The sequence below is a fragment of the Bacteroidota bacterium genome, from assembly GCA_021300195.1.
GTDB lineage: Bacteria > Bacteroidota > Bacteroidia > J057 > JAJTIE01 > JAJTIE01.
In genome coordinates this window covers 158,855-174,017 of record JAJTIE010000018.1, presented here as the reverse complement: position 1 = coordinate 174,017, position 15,163 = coordinate 158,855, and the positions used below count along the sequence as shown (strand labels likewise).

Here is a 15,163-nt window from a genome sequence, read left to right as displayed (position 1 = left end):
GCACGAACCGGATACTAAGGCGGCACTACTGGGGTAGATAGGGGCCGATTGTCTATCTTTGCTGTATATGCGATTCTTCCGTTTTTCTACTTCCGCTTTTCTGCTTGTGCTTTTTATGCTGATTGTAGGTGCCCCTGCAGGCCTGCTAGGGCAAAACCTAGCCCTGCCGAGCAAGGCAGAGGTGCAGGCTGGCACACGGGCCTTGCCGGCAGATGTGGGCACGGCACTCTGTGCCCGCAGGTGGAAGGAGGTGGCCAACTGGGACAAGCGGGGCCAGGGGGGCGACTTTGACTACGACCTGCTGAGCGAAAACCCCGAGTACTCCAGCCTGCTGATCGACTTTCGGCCCGACGGCAGCTACATCCGCTACCCCTGCGAGCCTAGGGGCACCGTGCCCACCGGCCCGGGCGAAACAGGCCGCTGGGAGGTAGTAGAAAAAGACTGGCTGGTGATGGTAGACGACCAGGGCGGAGACCGAAACAAAAACCATCTGCTGCGTGTGGATACCCAGCGGCTGGTATTCGACCTCATGGACCGCTACCGCACCTACTTTATCGCCCTACCCAAGCCCTAACCGCCTATGCGCCTTGTCCGATGGATCTGCCTGGTGGGGCTGGCGGGGCTAGCAGCAGCCCAACCCTGTGGCCTAAAACAAGCGCTAAAGCCCTGGCAACAGAACGCCCTGGCCGCCCAGGATCAGCAGCTGCGCATAGCCCTGGCCACCCAGGATAGTGGCAGCATCCGGCAGCTGTACCAGGCGCGGCGGCTGGTGCTGGGTACCGAGGCGGGCTTCCCGGCCCTGGCAGTGCAGGGCGCACCGCTAGGCCCACCCGCACCGTGGCTAAGCCAGGAGCAGGTGCTGGCTCTGCTAAACCATACCCTGGAGGACCAGGCCGACATCTTTGACCACCTGGACCTGATGGCAAGGGGCTACCTGCCCGGTAGCCAGGGTACAGCGGGCCAGCCCAACCTAAGCCCGGTGGCAGCAGGAGAATACGCCCTGGCCCTGCTGCAAACTGCCAACCTACTGACCGATGAAAAACAAAAAGTACGCTACCTGGATCTGGGGCTGAAAACCCTGGATCAGCTGGAGCAGCTGGCCGAAAGCAGGGGCACCTTTCCCTACCCGCAGCTGGAGGGGCAGCGCCAGCTACAGATCCCGCCGGTGCTACAGCGCTACTATGCCTACCTCCCCGGCGACAGCCTGCGCCTGCCAGCAGCACGGCCCTGGCAGTGGGAGCCCGACCCGCTGGGGCAAGACCTGTACGCAAATGGGCGGCTGTGTGGCGTGTATGTGCAGGCCTATGCCGAAACCAACTATGATGCCTATAAGCAGACCGCTACCCAGCTGGCCACCTGGCTGCTGGCGCATCCGCCGGTGGTAGCTGCCCGCTACAATGCCGACCTGATCTATGGCCTGGCCTATGCCTACTCCCTGCAGCAGGACGAGCGCTACCTGCAGCGCGCACTGGCCGTATGCAGGCAGGGGCTACTGCCCGCCCAGCTGGCCCATGGGGTGTGGATGGACAGCCTGGATGCGCAGCCACAGGCCCACGCCCGCATCCTGGAGGGTATGGCAGCCCTGCTGCGGCAGCTGCCTAAGGAGCATGCAGACCGGCCACACACAGTAGCCCGGTTTGCAGCGGCTGTGCGCTACCTGCTGCAGCAGTACCGGGCCTGTGGTAACACAGCGGGCCTGGACTGGGCCCTGGCAGTACACAGCGTAGAAGGCCTGCCAGCGGAACTGCAGGACGATGTTTCTACCCTGATCGGGCAGCTGACGCAGCAGACTGAGGCCATACAAGACATCCCCGTACTGGCACGCTACGCCCGGCAGCTAGCCACAGCCAACCTGACCGACCGGAGTAGCAGCAGCGGGCAGGAGGCTACCTTGACAGCGTTTCCGGTTACCCCAAATCCCTTTCAGGACTATGCCATGATCTCCTTTGAAGTGCCAGAGCGATGCCCGGTGGTGCTGAAGGTGCTGAACGCAAAGGGCAAACAGCTGGCGGTGCTGATAGACGAGGAGCGGGAGGCTGGCATCTACCACATCCGCTGGGACAGCAGCCGGCAGCCCGACGGGGCCTATCTCTTTCAGCTAACCCTAAAGGGCCGGGCCTACCTGAGAAAGGCCGACCTGAAGCGATGAGCCTGACCGCCCGAGATGGATGGATCCTGCTGCGCCTCAGCCGCCCGGTCAACCTGCTGATCGCGGCCCTCACCTTCACCCTGGCCGCCTACCTCAGCGGCCTGCACCACACCTACTTTGTGTGGAGCCGACTGTACTGGCACCAGCTGGCGGTGCTGATGGGCATAATGGCCGGGGGATACTGGATCAATGACGTGTACGACCGGCGGATCGACCAGGTCAATAAACCCAGGCGCAGCCTGGTATCGGTGCACATATCGGCCAAGAAGGTGGTAAGCGCCTACCTTGTATCCGTACTTGTATGCCTGCTGGCCACTGCCTGGCTACCGCTCAAGTACCTGCTGCTAAACACAGCCGCACTGGGGGCGCTGCATCTCTACGCCCGCTACTGGAAACGCGCTGCCATACTGGGCAATCTGGCAATAGCCCTGCTGGCAGCCCTGGTGGTGCTGGCGGGGGGCTTTGTGTTTTATCTACGCCTATCTATCGTGTGGGGCATGGTCTTTGCCTTCCTCTCCACCCTACTGCGAGAGATAACCAAGGATGTGGAAGACATGCGGGGCGACATGCAGTTTGGCCTGCGCACCTTTCCCATCCTGATGGGCATAGGCCGCAGCAAGCAGCTGCTGGGGGCCTTTTACCTCCTGCTGGCACTGGCCCTGCAGCTACCTTTTTGGGTATATGGGCTGGGCTGGTATGGCGTGTGGCTGTGGGGCTACCAGCTGTACCTGTGGGTGGTGCTCTACCCCCTGCTGGGCCTGTGCGGCTGGCTGCTGTGGCGGGCGCGCAAGCCGGCACACTTTGGGCTACAGAGCCTGCTGCTCAAGCTGCTGATGCTGCTGGGCCTGGGCAGCCTGCTACTGATGCCGTAGTGCTACGATAGGCTGGTGGCGCTTGCAGTATCTACACCGGCCTACATGAATCGAAACACCTCATTAACAAGCCTTTAATTCAAAAAACAATAAAGGTTCAGACAAAAAAAGCGGGTGTTCTTTCTAGCCTGAAAAAACACCCGCGCGGTGTGGAGATGGGGGGAATTGAACCCCCGTCCGGCGAAGCTGGCCATAGAGCCTTCTACATGCTTAGTGCGCCCTGGGGTCTCGGCTTCGTGCTAAAGGGTGCACCAAATGCACAAAGCCCAGTGCCTGAAGTTTAGGGGGATTTAGGCACGTCCGCCCCCGAGTCTATCTGAGGTTGATACCGCAGAGGAAGGCCGATAGACAGGCCCGCCGAGCGGTAGCTAGCGAGTCCTAATACTAATTAGGCGGCTAGCGCATAAGAATGGTTGCCATTTACAGGCTGACGATCCAGTTTTAAGAGGTACACCGTCCCGGCTCTGCATGCTTATACCCTATACCCGCGCAGCCCGTCTAGTCCATGTCATCCCCAGAGGTCTTTATCCATTAGCCGTAGAGGGGGTTTTTATTCCAGCCTACTGCTGCCAGATGTACGCGATCGGTATACGTAGTATTCCGTGATTGCAAATATACGGGTATATAACCGATTTTCTTGCCTTTGGCGTTCCCATGTTTCAGGCCGCTGTCCGGGCCGCTAGTTTCGGGCCGGCCCTTCGGCCTCGGTTTCTTCTATCTCGGCTACCACGCGCTTCACCTCGAAGCTGAAGGCGCGGTGTAGTAGGAAGCTGAAGACGGCTATCAGGCCGGCACTCAGGGTGCGAACGATTAGCGCATCTACCGACTCTGGCAGGCCCTGCACCACATAGGGCACAATGCTCCACAGCAGCCGCGCCATCAGGTAGTTTGCCACAAATACAATCTCGGCCACCAGCCAAAAGCGTACAAATTGCGTGCGGGTACGCAGGTCGCTCTCGCCGAATACATAAAACTTGCTAATAACAAAATTCACCACCAGGCCGCAGTGATAGCTGAGCAGAATGGCCAGCATCTGGCGGGTAATGACCACATCGGGGGTAATGGTCAGGTAGGGCTGGTCGACGGTAAAGAGGTAGCCGTAGGCCAGGAAGTAGACCAGAATATCGACCACGGTGGCTATGCCAGCGGCTATAACGTAGCGGATAAATCGCTTCTCGAGTAGTTCGTATACCTTGCGCTGTACGCGTTCTCGCATGGCGGGTTAATGCGTTGGGGTAAAAATGTGCGACAAGATAGGGCATTCGGCCCACAAGTGTTCGTTTTTTTCTGTCTACAGGTCGGCCAGCAGGCTGGCAAAGGCCTGCTGTACAGGCACCTGCCGGTATAGCACCTGTGCCACCATGTGGATGATAGGGTTGGGCAGGGCATAGTGTTCGGCCAGCACGCGGCAGGCATAGTAGCCCTCTGCCACCATCCCCATCTGGCCCAAGGCCTCCTGGGGGCTGTGCCCCTGGCCGATCAGTATGCCCAGCTGGCGGTTTCGGCTATAGGGGCTGTAGCAGGTGGCCAGCAGGTCGCCCAGGTAGTGGGGTGCGCCCATGCGCCTGCCCGGCAGGGGGGCCTGGGCATACAGCACGTCCTCCAGCTCATACAGGGCCTCGCCCACCAGGCTGGCTATCATGTTATCGCCATGGCCCAGCCCCTTGGCTATGCCGGCAGCAATGGCAAATACGTTTTTCAGAATTCCGCCCCACTGTATGCCATCCAGGTCGCTGCTGGGCCGCGGGTGCAGGTGTGGCAGCTGCAGGGCCTGTAGCCAGTACTGCTGGCTGGCCGCACTGGGGGATGCCACGGTGAGCCAGGTGTGGCGGCCGGTGCTTACCTCCTCGCTATGGGCTGGGCCGCTGATGACGGCCAGCTGGTCGGGCGAGCACCCATGCGTGCCCACCAGATAATCCGACACCAGCTGATGCGTTTCGGGCACCAGGCCCTTGATGCCGCTGGCTATGGGCTTGCTACCCCAGCAGCCAGCAGGCAGGCCGCTCAGGGTGGTGTGCAGAAAAGCCGAGGGCGTTACCAGCAGGATAGCCTCTCCCGCCTGCATGGCCTCCTCCGGGCGGGTATACAGCTGCAGGTACTGTGTATCCAGGTGGGCCTCGGTCAGGTAGCGGGGGTTTCGGCCCTGGCACCGGATGTGCTCGGCCAGCGCAGGTGAGCGCAAGTGCCAGTGTACGCGGTGCTGCTGCTGTAGCAGGGCCTGCACCAGGGCGGTGCCCCAGCTGCCGTAGCCAATAACGGTGATGGCATGCTTCATGAGCGAACAAAACTACCTAAAATCTGCTGTCTTGCATAAATCCTTACATTTGTAAGGTATGGAGAATGCACCCGATGCGCAGCTAGACTTTTCCGATGAGGAGCTGAACCGGATACTGGATGAGGTGGAGCAGTGGTATGCACGCTTTGCCGATACGGGCCAGTATCAGCGGCTGAGCGGCTACGCCCACCTGGTAGGAGCTTCTGTTATCCTATACTTTGCCGAGTACCTGTACACCCATGTAGGGCAGGCACCACAGGAGTGGACACCAGGCGGGGTGGAGGAAGTATGCATGCGGGTGATGCCCAGCAAGATTGCTGCCGGGCCCGAGTTCTTCAGCGCAGCGCCCGATGTGCTAACGGCTTTTCTGGACTATACCCAAGAGGCAGGGCTGCTGGCCCAGGCACCAGCCCTGCGCAAGCGGGTGCAGCAGATGGCCACCGATATGCTAGCCGCTGCCGAGGACGAGGCCAACTGGAGCATGAGCAAGGTGGTGGGCATGATGGCCCTGAAAGCAGGTGTAGACCTGGAAGATGAGGACCAAATGCGCCACTTTATGCAGATGATGAACATCCGCTTCGAAGAACAGGCCTGGCAGGTGCAAAAAAGCAAGGATGCCGATGGAAAAGCAGGGGCCGATGAAGCCTAAGGGCCGATACCTGCTGATCTTTTTGATCCTGAGCGTAGGTCTTTTTGTTCTCATACTCTTATCGCTGGCACTGGGGGCAGAGCCTATACCGGTGCAGCACAGCCTTGCTATCCTGGCCAGTGTGCTGGGGCTGGATGCAGGCACTGCCTACAGCTTTAATGAAGCCTACACCCTGCTGGAGATACGGCTGCCCCGTGCCCTGATGGCCGTGCTGGTGGGGGCCACCCTGGCCACGGCGGGCACGGCCCTTCAGGGCCTGTTCCGCAATCCGCTGGCCGAGCCTGCGCTCATCGGCATCTCGGGGGGGGCTACACTGGGTGCCGTGCTGGTCATTCTGGTGGTAGAGGGCCTGGCCCTGGGTGCCAGCACCTTATCGGTGCTGGGCTGGCTGGTGCCCCTGGGTGCTTTTGGCACCGGTATGGCCTTTAGCTGGATCGTGTATCACCTGGCCACCTTCCGGGGCCGCACCTCAGTTATCCACCTGCTACTGGGGGGCATCGCCATGAATGCGCTGATAGGGGCCACCCTGGGGTTCCTCATCTTCCTGGCCGACGATGCCCAGGTACGCACCATCAACTTCTGGACACTGGGCAGCCTGAGCGCTGCCAGCTGGCGCACAGTAGGGGTGGTAAGCCCCTTTGTCTTGCTGGGCCTGCTGGGCCTGCTCAGCTTTGCCCGCGTGCTAAATGCCCTGCTACTGGGAGAATCGGAGGCTGTACACCTGGGTATCCGCCTACAGCGACTAAAGCAGCGACTTTTTGTACTGATCGCCCTAAGTGTGGGGGCTACTGTTGCCTTTACGGGCATCATCTCTTTTGTGGGGCTGGTGGTGCCCCAGCTGCTGCGCCTGTGGCTGGGGCCAGACCACCGCGGGCTGCTGCCCGGCTCGATCCTGCTGGGGGCTGCACTGCTACTGGCAGCCGACCTGCTGGCCCGCACCCTGCTGGCCCCGGCCGAAATGCCCATCGGCATCATCACCGCCCTGGTGGGGGCACCTTTTTTTATCGCACTCCTGCTCCAAAGCAAAAAAAGACAAGGCTAATGCTCTCCCTCAGGCAGGTATCCTTTTACTATCAAAGCCAGCCCGTACTGCGCAATATAGACCTACAGTTAGCGCCCGGCCAGCTGGTGGGCCTATTGGGCCCCAACGGAGCCGGAAAAAGCACCCTGCTGAGGCTAATGGCCGGGGAGCTGGAGCCGGGCGCGGGCCAGGTGCAGCTGCACGGCTATCCCGCCAGCGATAACCGCCGGCATGCCTGCTACCGGGCCATGCTACCGCAGCAGAGCACCCTCAGCTTTCCCTTCCGCGTTGTCGAGGTAGTGCTGATGGGCCGCCTACCCCACCTGCGGGCACGCACCGAGCGGGCCGAGGACTGGGAGATTGCCCGGGCAGCCCTGGCCGCGGCGGGCATGGCTGCCTATGCCGACAAGCGCTACACCGCCCTAAGCGGTGGCGAGCAGCAGCGGGTGCAGTTTGCCCGCGTATTGGCACAGGTGTGGCAGCCCGTAGCAGGCAGGCCCCGCCTGCTGCTGCTGGATGAGCCGATTGCCAACCTGGATCCCGCCTTTCAGCTCCAGATCCTGCAGGAGGCACGGCAGCTGGCGGCGGCGCAGGCACTGGTGGTGGTGAGCCTGCACGACCTGAATATGGCGAGCCTGTTTGCCGATCAGATCCTGCTGCTGCACGACGGGCACTTCCCCTACCAGGGGGCACCCGCCGAGGTGCTCACCGCGCCGAACCTGAATCAGGTCTATGGCCTACCCTTCCAGGTGCAGGCCTACCCCGGGCGACCAGAGCGGCCACTGGTGCTAGTACCCCCGGGCTAATCTGCGCAAGCCCAATACACCAACAGGCGCGGGATGATCAGGCAAAAGATACCAGCACCTGGTTCTTCTCCACTGCCTGGCCTACCTGAACCGCTATGCTGGCTATCACCACATCTGCCGGGCTTTTTATTACGTTCTCCATCTTCATGGCCTCCAGCACAATCAGGGGTTCGCCCTTGGCAATCTGCTGGCCCGGGCTGATGGGTAGGGCCCGGATAAGGCCGGGCATAGGGGCACGCAGGTCGGTAACCTTTTGCACGGCACCTGGCTCTATGCCTATTTTCTTCTGCAGGCGCATCTCCAGCGTCTCGTATTGCAGCTGCATGCGCTTGCCATTCAGGCGTATATCCAGCGTGGCAGTCTCTACATCTTGGCCCAAGAGAAGGATGCGGTAGGTTTTGCCGCCGTGCTCCGCCTGCCATCGGTAGGGGCCTGCTGGCTGCCATTGTACCCGGCTGCCATCGGGTAGGGTGCTCAGCCCCGCCTGATGAAAAATGGCTATGGGGTCCAGATCTGCTATCTGTACAAGTGTCATATCCCGCTGAAAAGCTCAAAGATGCACAAAGTAGCTGAGAAAAGTTTTGCCTATTTTGGGTGCCTAACCAAGTTGGTATTCATGCGTGTATTCTCCTTTTTTCTTCCGCAGGGGTGCCTTGCACCGGCAGCACGGGTATTGGGCCTATGTATACTGGTCGGCCTGCTGGCTGGCTGCAAGGCCCGCCGGGCCAACCAGCTTGAACCCCTGGGTGTGGCCGTAGACAAGGTGCTGAAGAGCACAGACCCCGGCCAGCAGGCACCCATATGGGCAGCAGCTGCCAGAGAGCCCAGGCAATACACCCGCGTGCGACGGATGGACCTGCTGCATACGGAGCTATCTGTGCGCTTCGACTGGGCCGAGCGCAGCCTGCGGGGCCGGGCCCTCCTGCAGCTTACCCCCTATTTTTATCCGACAGACAGCCTGGTGCTGGACGCAAAGGGGCTGGACATACACAGCCTGCAACTGGCAGGGGGCACGCCCCTGACCTACCGCTATGCCGACAGCCTGCAGCTGCACATAGCCCTGCCCCACACCTACACGCGTAGGGACACCCTGTGGCTGGAAATAGACTACACAGCACGGCCCTACCGCCTGCAGCGGGCGGGTAGCGAATACATCAGCGGGGCACAGGGCCTCTACTTCATCAATGCCGATGGACGGCACCCCTACAAGCCCCGGCAGATATGGACACAGGGAGAGACCGAGGCCAGCAGCTGCTGGTTCCCCACAATAGACCAGCCCAATGAGCGCTGCACACAAGACCTGCGCATAACCGTAGACAGCAGCTACCAAACGCTGAGCAACGGCCTGCTAATGAGCAGTACCCCCGCGCCAAGCGGACAGCGGACAGACCGCTGGGTACTAACGCAGCCCCACGCCCCCTACCTGTTTATGATGGCGGTAGGAAAGTTCTACAAGCATACCGACACCTGGCGGGGGCGCGAGGTAAGCTACTATGTAGAGCCCGCCTATGCCCCCTATGCCCAGCTGGTGTTTGGCCATACGCCCGAAATGCTGGAGTTCTTCAGCCAAAAACTAGGCGTACCCTACCCCTGGCCCAAATACAGCCAAGTGGTGGTGCGCGACTTTGTAAGTGGGGCCATGGAAAACACCACCGCCACCATACACTACAGCGAACTACAGCACGACAGCCTGGCACATCTGGACGAGAGTCGTGAGGACTTCATCAGCCACGAACTGGCACACCAATGGTTTGGAGACCTGGTAACCTGCGAAAGCTGGGGGCAGCTGCCGCTGAATGAATCCTTTGCCACCTATGGCGAGTACCTGTGGCGCGAGCATAAGTATGGAAAAGACAATGCCGACGCCCACCTGGCAGCGGAGAAACAAACCTACCTGAGCGAGGCCACCACCAAGCGGCGCCCCCTGATCCGCGAAGCGTATGCAGATGCCGGCGACCTATTCGATGCCCATAGCTACCAGAAGGGCGGGCTGGTGCTGCACTACCTGCGGCAGCAGCTGGGGGATGAGGCCTTTTTTGCCGGCATACAGCGCTACCTGCAGCAGCATGCGTACCAGCCTGTGGAGGTGCACGACCTGCGCCTGGCCCTGGAGGCCGTGAGTGGCCGAGACCTCACGCCTTTCTTCCAGCAGTGGTTTTATGCTGCCGGCCACCCGGCACTGGCTGTTACCTACGAATATGACCTGCAGGCCGAGGCGCTACGCGTACATGTGCTGCAGCAGCAGGACCTGCGTTACCAGCCCGTGTATACCCTGCCCCTGCAGCTGGAGATAGCCGGACACCGGGGCACACAGCGCGTGGCGGTTACCATCCATAGTGCCGATACGGTGCTTACGATTCCATATCCCAGTGCGCCCCCCACAGCCATCGAGCAGGGCTGGCCCGCATTCATCCAGAATGTGGAGCTGGATGCGGACCATGTGCTACCCGGAACTATAAGCGAAACCAAGCCCCCCCGCTTCTGGGTCTATCAGCTGGGCCAGGGCCGGGGCTTTGGGCAGCGCATGGCAGCCCTGGAGCAGCTGCCTGGCCTGGCACTGCCAGCAGCCGAGATAGAGGAAGAGCTGTGGCGCGCTACGCAAGACCCCATCTGGCAGATCCGTGTAGAGGCACTTCAGTACCTGGCGCAGCTAGCCACATCAACTAAACGGCCCGATCGCCTGGATAGCCTGCTAGGCTACTACCTGGGCGAGCCACAGCCTGCCGTACGCAGTGCCGCCATTGAGCTGCTGGCCAACTATGCCGGCAGTGAAGGAGGCGGTAGGGCCAGCCAGGCCTACCAGAAGGTGCTGACCGCGCTGGAGGCGGCCCTGCATGACAGCAGCTACAGCGTGCGGGCACATGCCCTGGTGCGGCTAGGCATGCTGGAGCCAGCACGGGCGGTGCAGGCTGCCCTACCCCTGCAGCATGCCCCCGATGCGCTACTGAGCCAGGCCGTGATAGACATCCTGCTGGAAAACAAGCACCCGGCGGCAAATGCCCTGGTGGTAGAGAAACTGTGGAGGCTGGAAAGCTACATGCGCATACTGATCATGAACTCCTACAGTGCCTTTCTGCAAGACCGTAGCCCGGAGGAAATGCGTGCCCTGCTGCCGGTGCTGATGTACACCGCCGAGATGGACAGCCAGGCGTTTGTGCAAGACGTCGCGGGCAGCCTGCTGGCCGAGATGGAGCCCCACCTGCCCGAACTGAAACCCTGGCTGGAGCGTTCGTACCCCAAACGCCTGCGCGAGTAGCTGGAAAAGCACAGCTAGAGTCTTGCATAGCACTCCCACGGGCAGGCCAAAGGCCCACACAGAGCCGGATGCACGCCCTATGCTGAAAATAGCCTACAAGCCCAACTACTGCCATCCGCTGCCGGAATCGCACCGGTTCCCGATGCTGAAGTACGAGCTGATACCCGAGCAACTGCTGTATGAGCACAGCATAACAGAGGCCAACCTGTTTGCGCCCACGCCCCTGAGCGAGGCGGAGGTGCTGCGCACGCACAGCGCCGCCTATGTGCAGCAGCTGCGCACCGCCAGCCTGGAGCGCCGCGCCGAACGGCGACTGGGCTTCCCCCTCAGCCAGGCCCTGTACCAGCGCGAGCTGGATATATGCGGGGGCACCTGGCAGCTGTGCCAGGCAGCCCAGCAGTATGGGGTGGCCATGAATGTGAGCGGAGGCACCCACCACGCCTACTACGACCGGGGAGAGGGCTTCTGCCTGCTGAATGACCTAGCCATGGCCGCCCGCCTGCTGCTAGACAGCGGCCGCGCCCGGCAGATCCTGATCATAGACCTGGATGTGCACCAGGGCAATGGCACAGCGGCGCTATTTGCCGGCGAGTCGCGGGTCTTCACCTTCAGCATGCACGGGGCGGCCAATTATCCGCACCCGAAGGAGCATGGCGACCTGGACCTTGCCCTGCCACGGTGTACCGAGGACGGCCCCTATATGCGGCTGCTGGCCGATACGCTGCCCCGCCTGATAGACGAGCTGGAGCCGGACTTTGCCTTCTACCAGGCGGGGGTAGATGTGCTGGCTACAGACAAGCTGGGCACCCTGGCCCTCAGCCTGGCCGGCTGCCACCAGCGAGACCGCTATGTGTACCAGCAGCTGAAGCAAAACGCCATACCGGTGGTAACCGTGATGGGTGGGGGGTACAGCCCACGCCTGCGAGACATTGTGCAGGCTCACTGCAACACCTACCGCGCCGCCCTGGAGGTATTCTTCTAGGCCCGGCAGGCATACAGGGGTAGCCCGAGAGCAGACTAAGCCTTCAGGCTACTGCACAAAAAAGGCCCGCACTTGCGTACGGGCCTCCACAGGCCTCTACTGGGGGCGACTGCATGCTCAGTTTGCCGCTGTAGGTGCCACTAGTTTCGTAGTGTACGAATTTGTTCTGTAGCGCATACCCACGCTGGCAAGGTCTTGCCCCGCCGGGGGTAGTTACCGGAACAGGTCCAGCAGTTCGGTCTTGTCCAGGCTCTTGAAGAAGTTCTCTTCGGTGTGGATGATGTCTCCGGCTATTTTTTGCTTGCGCTCCTGCAGCAGTTGTATCTTCTCCTCTATGCTGCCCTCGGTAATAAACTTGTACACAAATACCGGCTTATCCTGGCCAATGCGGTGGGCGCGGTTCATGGCCTGCTGCTCTATGGCGGGGTTCCACCAGGGGTCTAGCAGGAAGACGTATTCGGCAGCGGTAAGGTTGAGGCCGGTGCCGCCCGCCTTCAGGCTAATGAGGAAGAGCTTGGTAGCGGGGTCGGTCTGAAACTTCTCCACCTCGGCGCCGCGGTCTCGCACGCTGCCGTCTATGTAGCTATAGGGGAGGCCGCGCTGCATGAGGTCATACTTCAGTATCTGGAGGAATTTTACAAACTGGCTGAAAATGAGCACCTTGCTGCCTTCGGCCAGGATGCTGTCCAGCATGCTCCACATCTCGGCGTACTTACCGCTTTCGTTCACCTCCGGCTCTACCATGCGGGGGTGGATGGCTATCTGGCGTAGCTGCTGCAGGCCGCTCAGCACCTGTATTTTGTTGTTGTACAGGCTATCCAGGGCGGTCTCGCTGAAGAGGGTGCGGCGTATAGCGCCTTTGGTGTCGTTGTACAGGCGCTGCTGCTCGGGCAGCATTTCACACAGCTGAACCTGCTCGGTGCGGGGGGGTAGCTCGGTGGCTACCATTTCCTTGGTACGGCGTAGCAGGAAGGGAGCGGTGAGCTTTCGCAGCTTGGCGGCACGCTGCTCATTTCCTTCCCTCTCTATGGGGAAGGCATAGTAGCGCTCGAAGAAGGACTCGCTGCCCAGCAAGCCCGGGTTCAGGAACTGCATTTGCGTCCACAGGTCCATGGCGGTGTTTTCCACGGGTGTGCCGGTCAGGCTCAGGCGGTATTCGCTCTGCAGGCGCAGCACGGCGCGGGTTATCTTGGCATCGCGGTTTTTTATGGTCTGGCTTTCGTCTAGCACAATGTAGTGAAAGCGGTGCTGCAGCAGCTGCTCCAGGTCTTGGCGCACGGTGCCATAGGTGGTTATCACCAGGTCGTGGGTGTGCAGCTGCTCCAGCTCGGCACGGCGGCGGCTGCCGGTGTACTGCAGGCAGCGCAGGGTGGGGGCAAATTTTTTGGCTTCGTTCAGCCAGTTGTACACCAGGCTATTGGGCACCACCACCAGGCTGGGGGCTGCCGGCTTGGGCACCGTGCCGCCGTGCTGGCGCAGCAGCAGGCTTAGGGTTTGCAGGGTTTTGCCCAGGCCCATGTCGTCGGCCAGTATTCCGCCAAAGCCGTACTTCTGCAAGAAGCACATCCAGTCGTAGCCCGCCTGCTGGTAGTCTCGGGGGATAGCCTGTAGGCCGCTAGGCAGGGGCTGTGGCTCTATGCGGTCAAAGTCTGTGAGCGCTTCCGACTTATACTGCTGCTCACGGGGTTTGCCGGTCTGCAGGCTATCTAGCAGGCTAGCCTGGTAGTTGTACAGGGTATAGTGGCCGTCTTCCAGGCGGGCTACTTCGAAGAAGTGCTTCCACTCCTCCAGCCACTCGGTGGGTAGCAGGGCGGTGGTGCCATCGGGCAGATCCAGGTTCTGGTTTCCCTTCAGGATGTGGCTGCGCAGGTCGCTGAGCGGCAGCCGGTGGGGGCCTATCTGCACTTCGGCTCGTATCCAGAATCGGTGGTCGCGCTCCTGTATCTCGGCCCTTAGTTCGGGTTTCTGAAAGACGAGTGGCTTGCCGGGCCCGGTCTGGCGGATCTCGATGCCCCGGCGCTGGATGTCTTGCACATGGGCATACAGCCAGCGGTAGGCTTCGTCTTCGCTCAGCACCAGGTCGCTCAGCAGGCCCTGCTCGGGGCGGAGGCCCTGGAAAAAAGCACGCATCTCTTCCTCGGGCTCCTGCTGGCGGTGCACCTTGTAGAAGGTGTAGTCGTCGGTGGCCTTGTCGTGCAGCAGGCTTACCGAAACCGCGCGGAAAGGCACCAGCGGAAAGAGGTAGCTGCCATACTGCACTTTCATCTGGAAGGTGTAATGGCTTTGTGCATCGGCTGTTACCTGTAGTATGAAGTGGGGTGGTTGCTTAATTTTCTCTATACTGAAGCCCTTGGCCCATACCGGATAGTCTTCTACCAGCTTCAGCAGGAACTTCCGGTAGTAGTCTGGCTCCATTTTTCGGGGTATGCCGATGTAGCGCTTCTGTATGAAGGGGAGCAGTTTTTTTCCGTCCAGCTTCTGGTCGAAGGTAAAGGCCGTTTCGCCCACCATCATCCAGCAGGGCTCGTGGGTGAGTAGGGCCACGGGCTGGCGGTACAGGTCTAGCCGCTGGTCGCCCAGCTTTACAAAGGCCTTGTAGCGCGTTTCGTCCGGTTCTCGGTCTATGTTGAAGTTGGCGCGGGCATACAGGTCGCTTATCTCCAGGCGCTGATAGGCGGGGTAGCCGTCCTTGCCCATCAGGTAGAAGTTTCGGCCCCGCAGCAGGGGCAGGGCCTGCGCCACCCGGCGCTGTATGTAGGCCTGTATGTACTCGCGTGTGGGGAGCTGCTCATACTTTTTCAGGAAGGCATCGATGCTGCTGTGCTTCTGGCCAAACTGCTTGTACAGGGCCTGCACCGTCAGGTCGTTCAGCAGTTCTGTCAGCTTTCGGTCGGTTTCGTCCAGGCGGTGGGCAAACTGGGGGTAGTTTTCGGGCAGCAGGCGCTGGTTGCTCAGGCTTAGGCCGCCGGTGGCCGTGTTCTGCACCACGTAGGCACCCACAATGTAGCCCAGCTGCGGATGCAGATAGATGCTGTATACGGCCTCGAAGGCCTGGTTTTCGTCTATCAGGGCCTTTACCATGCGTATTTCGACTTGCGCTGTGTTTGCTTTTAAAATTTTATCTTTGCGCTGGTTCCGCCAGGCGCACAAACT

General features: G+C 60.8%; 12 protein-coding genes and 1 other RNA gene. 8 read left to right on the top strand and 5 right to left on the bottom strand.

Annotation, left to right across the window (positions count from 1 at the left end; translation table 11 throughout):
- The first annotated feature begins 67 nt into the window (after positions 1-67).
- From LW884_05005 to LW884_04995, 3 genes are read left to right on the top strand one after another with little or no spacing between them, the layout of a single operon-like run.
- Positions 68-574, top strand: a complete 507-nt coding sequence (locus tag LW884_05005; GenBank protein MCE3007695.1) for a hypothetical protein — start codon at positions 68-70, stop codon at positions 572-574.
- 6 nt (positions 575-580) lie between these two features.
- A complete protein-coding gene (locus tag LW884_05000; GenBank protein ID MCE3007694.1) occupies positions 581-2,149 on the top strand; it encodes a hypothetical protein in 1,569 nt (522 codons plus the stop codon).
- Complete coding sequence (locus LW884_04995; GenBank protein ID MCE3007693.1) at positions 2,146-3,021, top strand: UbiA family prenyltransferase; 876 nt, start codon at positions 2,146-2,148, stop codon at positions 3,019-3,021. The genes LW884_05000 and LW884_04995 overlap by 4 nt, the downstream gene beginning before the upstream one ends.
- 147 nt (positions 3,022-3,168) lie before the next feature.
- Here LW884_04995 and ssrA read toward each other — a convergent pair.
- The 3 genes from ssrA to LW884_04980 all read right to left on the bottom strand — a co-directional run bounded on the left by ssrA (position 3,169) and on the right by LW884_04980 (position 5,296).
- Positions 3,169-3,537, bottom strand: a transfer-messenger RNA (tmRNA) gene (gene ssrA / locus LW884_04990).
- Positions 3,538-3,700: 163 nt separating this feature from the next.
- Positions 3,701-4,237, bottom strand: a complete 537-nt coding sequence (locus LW884_04985) for a GtrA family protein (GenBank protein MCE3007692.1) — start codon at positions 4,235-4,237, stop codon at positions 3,701-3,703.
- A gap of 75 nt (positions 4,238-4,312) precedes the next feature.
- Complete coding sequence (locus LW884_04980) at positions 4,313-5,296, bottom strand: glycerol-3-phosphate dehydrogenase (protein ID MCE3007691.1); 984 nt, start codon at positions 5,294-5,296, stop codon at positions 4,313-4,315.
- 58 nt (positions 5,297-5,354) lie between these two features.
- Here LW884_04980 and LW884_04975 point away from each other — a divergent pair, with 58 nt between their 5' ends.
- Genes LW884_04975 through LW884_04965 form a run of 3 tightly spaced genes read left to right on the top strand, consistent with a single transcriptional unit; the run spans position 5,355 to position 7,772 of the window.
- Complete coding sequence (locus LW884_04975; GenBank protein ID MCE3007690.1) at positions 5,355-5,945, top strand: hypothetical protein; 591 nt, start codon at positions 5,355-5,357, stop codon at positions 5,943-5,945.
- Positions 5,935-6,987, top strand: coding sequence for an iron ABC transporter permease (locus LW884_04970; protein ID MCE3007689.1), 1,053 nt, complete (start codon positions 5,935-5,937; stop codon positions 6,985-6,987). Before LW884_04975 ends, LW884_04970 begins: the two co-directional genes overlap by 11 nt.
- On the top strand, positions 6,987-7,772 hold the full coding sequence (locus LW884_04965; protein ID MCE3007688.1) for a heme ABC transporter ATP-binding protein: 786 nt from the start codon (positions 6,987-6,989) through the stop codon (positions 7,770-7,772). Before LW884_04970 ends, LW884_04965 begins: the two co-directional genes overlap by 1 nt.
- 37 nt (positions 7,773-7,809) lie before the next feature.
- On the opposite strand, the gene LW884_04960 is transcribed toward LW884_04965, so the two are convergent.
- On the bottom strand, positions 7,810-8,307 hold the full coding sequence (locus tag LW884_04960) for an acetyl-CoA carboxylase biotin carboxyl carrier protein subunit (GenBank protein ID MCE3007687.1): 498 nt from the start codon (positions 8,305-8,307) through the stop codon (positions 7,810-7,812).
- An 81-nt stretch (positions 8,308-8,388) separates the two neighbouring features.
- Between LW884_04960 and LW884_04955 the strand changes: the two genes are divergently transcribed.
- Positions 8,389-11,028 (top strand): hypothetical protein, encoded by a 2,640-nt coding sequence (locus LW884_04955; protein MCE3007686.1) that lies wholly within the window; start codon positions 8,389-8,391, stop codon positions 11,026-11,028.
- A gap of 79 nt (positions 11,029-11,107) precedes the next feature.
- Positions 11,108-12,010: a histone deacetylase gene (locus LW884_04950; protein MCE3007685.1), complete on the top strand. Its 903-nt coding sequence runs from the start codon at positions 11,108-11,110 to the stop codon at positions 12,008-12,010.
- Positions 12,011-12,223: 213 nt separating this feature from the next.
- On the opposite strand, the gene LW884_04945 is transcribed toward LW884_04950, so the two are convergent.
- The gene (locus LW884_04945; protein MCE3007684.1) at positions 12,224-15,091 is read right to left on the bottom strand and encodes a DEAD/DEAH box helicase; all 2,868 of its coding nucleotides are present in this window, start codon (positions 15,089-15,091) and stop codon (positions 12,224-12,226) included.
- Positions 15,092-15,163: the final 72 nt, after the last annotated feature.

Excerpts from the sequence above, each read along its gene's own strand:
- LW884_04985 (MCE3007692.1), bottom strand. The coding sequence starts at position 4,237 with ATGCGAGAACGCGTACAGCGCAAGGTATACGAACTACTCGAGAAGCGA.
- LW884_05000 (MCE3007694.1), top strand. The coding sequence starts at position 581 with ATGCGCCTTGTCCGATGGATCTGCCTGGTGGGGCTGGCGGGGCTAGCA.
- LW884_04975 (MCE3007690.1), top strand. The coding sequence starts at position 5,355 with ATGGAGAATGCACCCGATGCGCAGCTAGACTTTTCCGATGAGGAGCTG.
- LW884_04960 (MCE3007687.1), bottom strand. The coding sequence starts at position 8,307 with ATGACACTTGTACAGATAGCAGATCTGGACCCCATAGCCATTTTTCAT.
- LW884_04980 (MCE3007691.1), bottom strand. The coding sequence starts at position 5,296 with ATGAAGCATGCCATCACCGTTATTGGCTACGGCAGCTGGGGCACCGCC.
- LW884_04970 (MCE3007689.1), top strand. The coding sequence starts at position 5,935 with ATGAAGCCTAAGGGCCGATACCTGCTGATCTTTTTGATCCTGAGCGTA.
- LW884_04965 (MCE3007688.1), top strand. The coding sequence starts at position 6,987 with ATGCTCTCCCTCAGGCAGGTATCCTTTTACTATCAAAGCCAGCCCGTA.
- LW884_04955 (MCE3007686.1), top strand. The coding sequence starts at position 8,389 with ATGCGTGTATTCTCCTTTTTTCTTCCGCAGGGGTGCCTTGCACCGGCA.
- LW884_04945 (MCE3007684.1), bottom strand. The coding sequence starts at position 15,091 with ATGGTAAAGGCCCTGATAGACGAAAACCAGGCCTTCGAGGCCGTATAC.
- LW884_05005 (MCE3007695.1), top strand. The coding sequence starts at position 68 with ATGCGATTCTTCCGTTTTTCTACTTCCGCTTTTCTGCTTGTGCTTTTT.
- LW884_04995 (MCE3007693.1), top strand. The coding sequence starts at position 2,146 with ATGAGCCTGACCGCCCGAGATGGATGGATCCTGCTGCGCCTCAGCCGC.
- LW884_04950 (MCE3007685.1), top strand. The coding sequence starts at position 11,108 with ATGCTGAAAATAGCCTACAAGCCCAACTACTGCCATCCGCTGCCGGAA.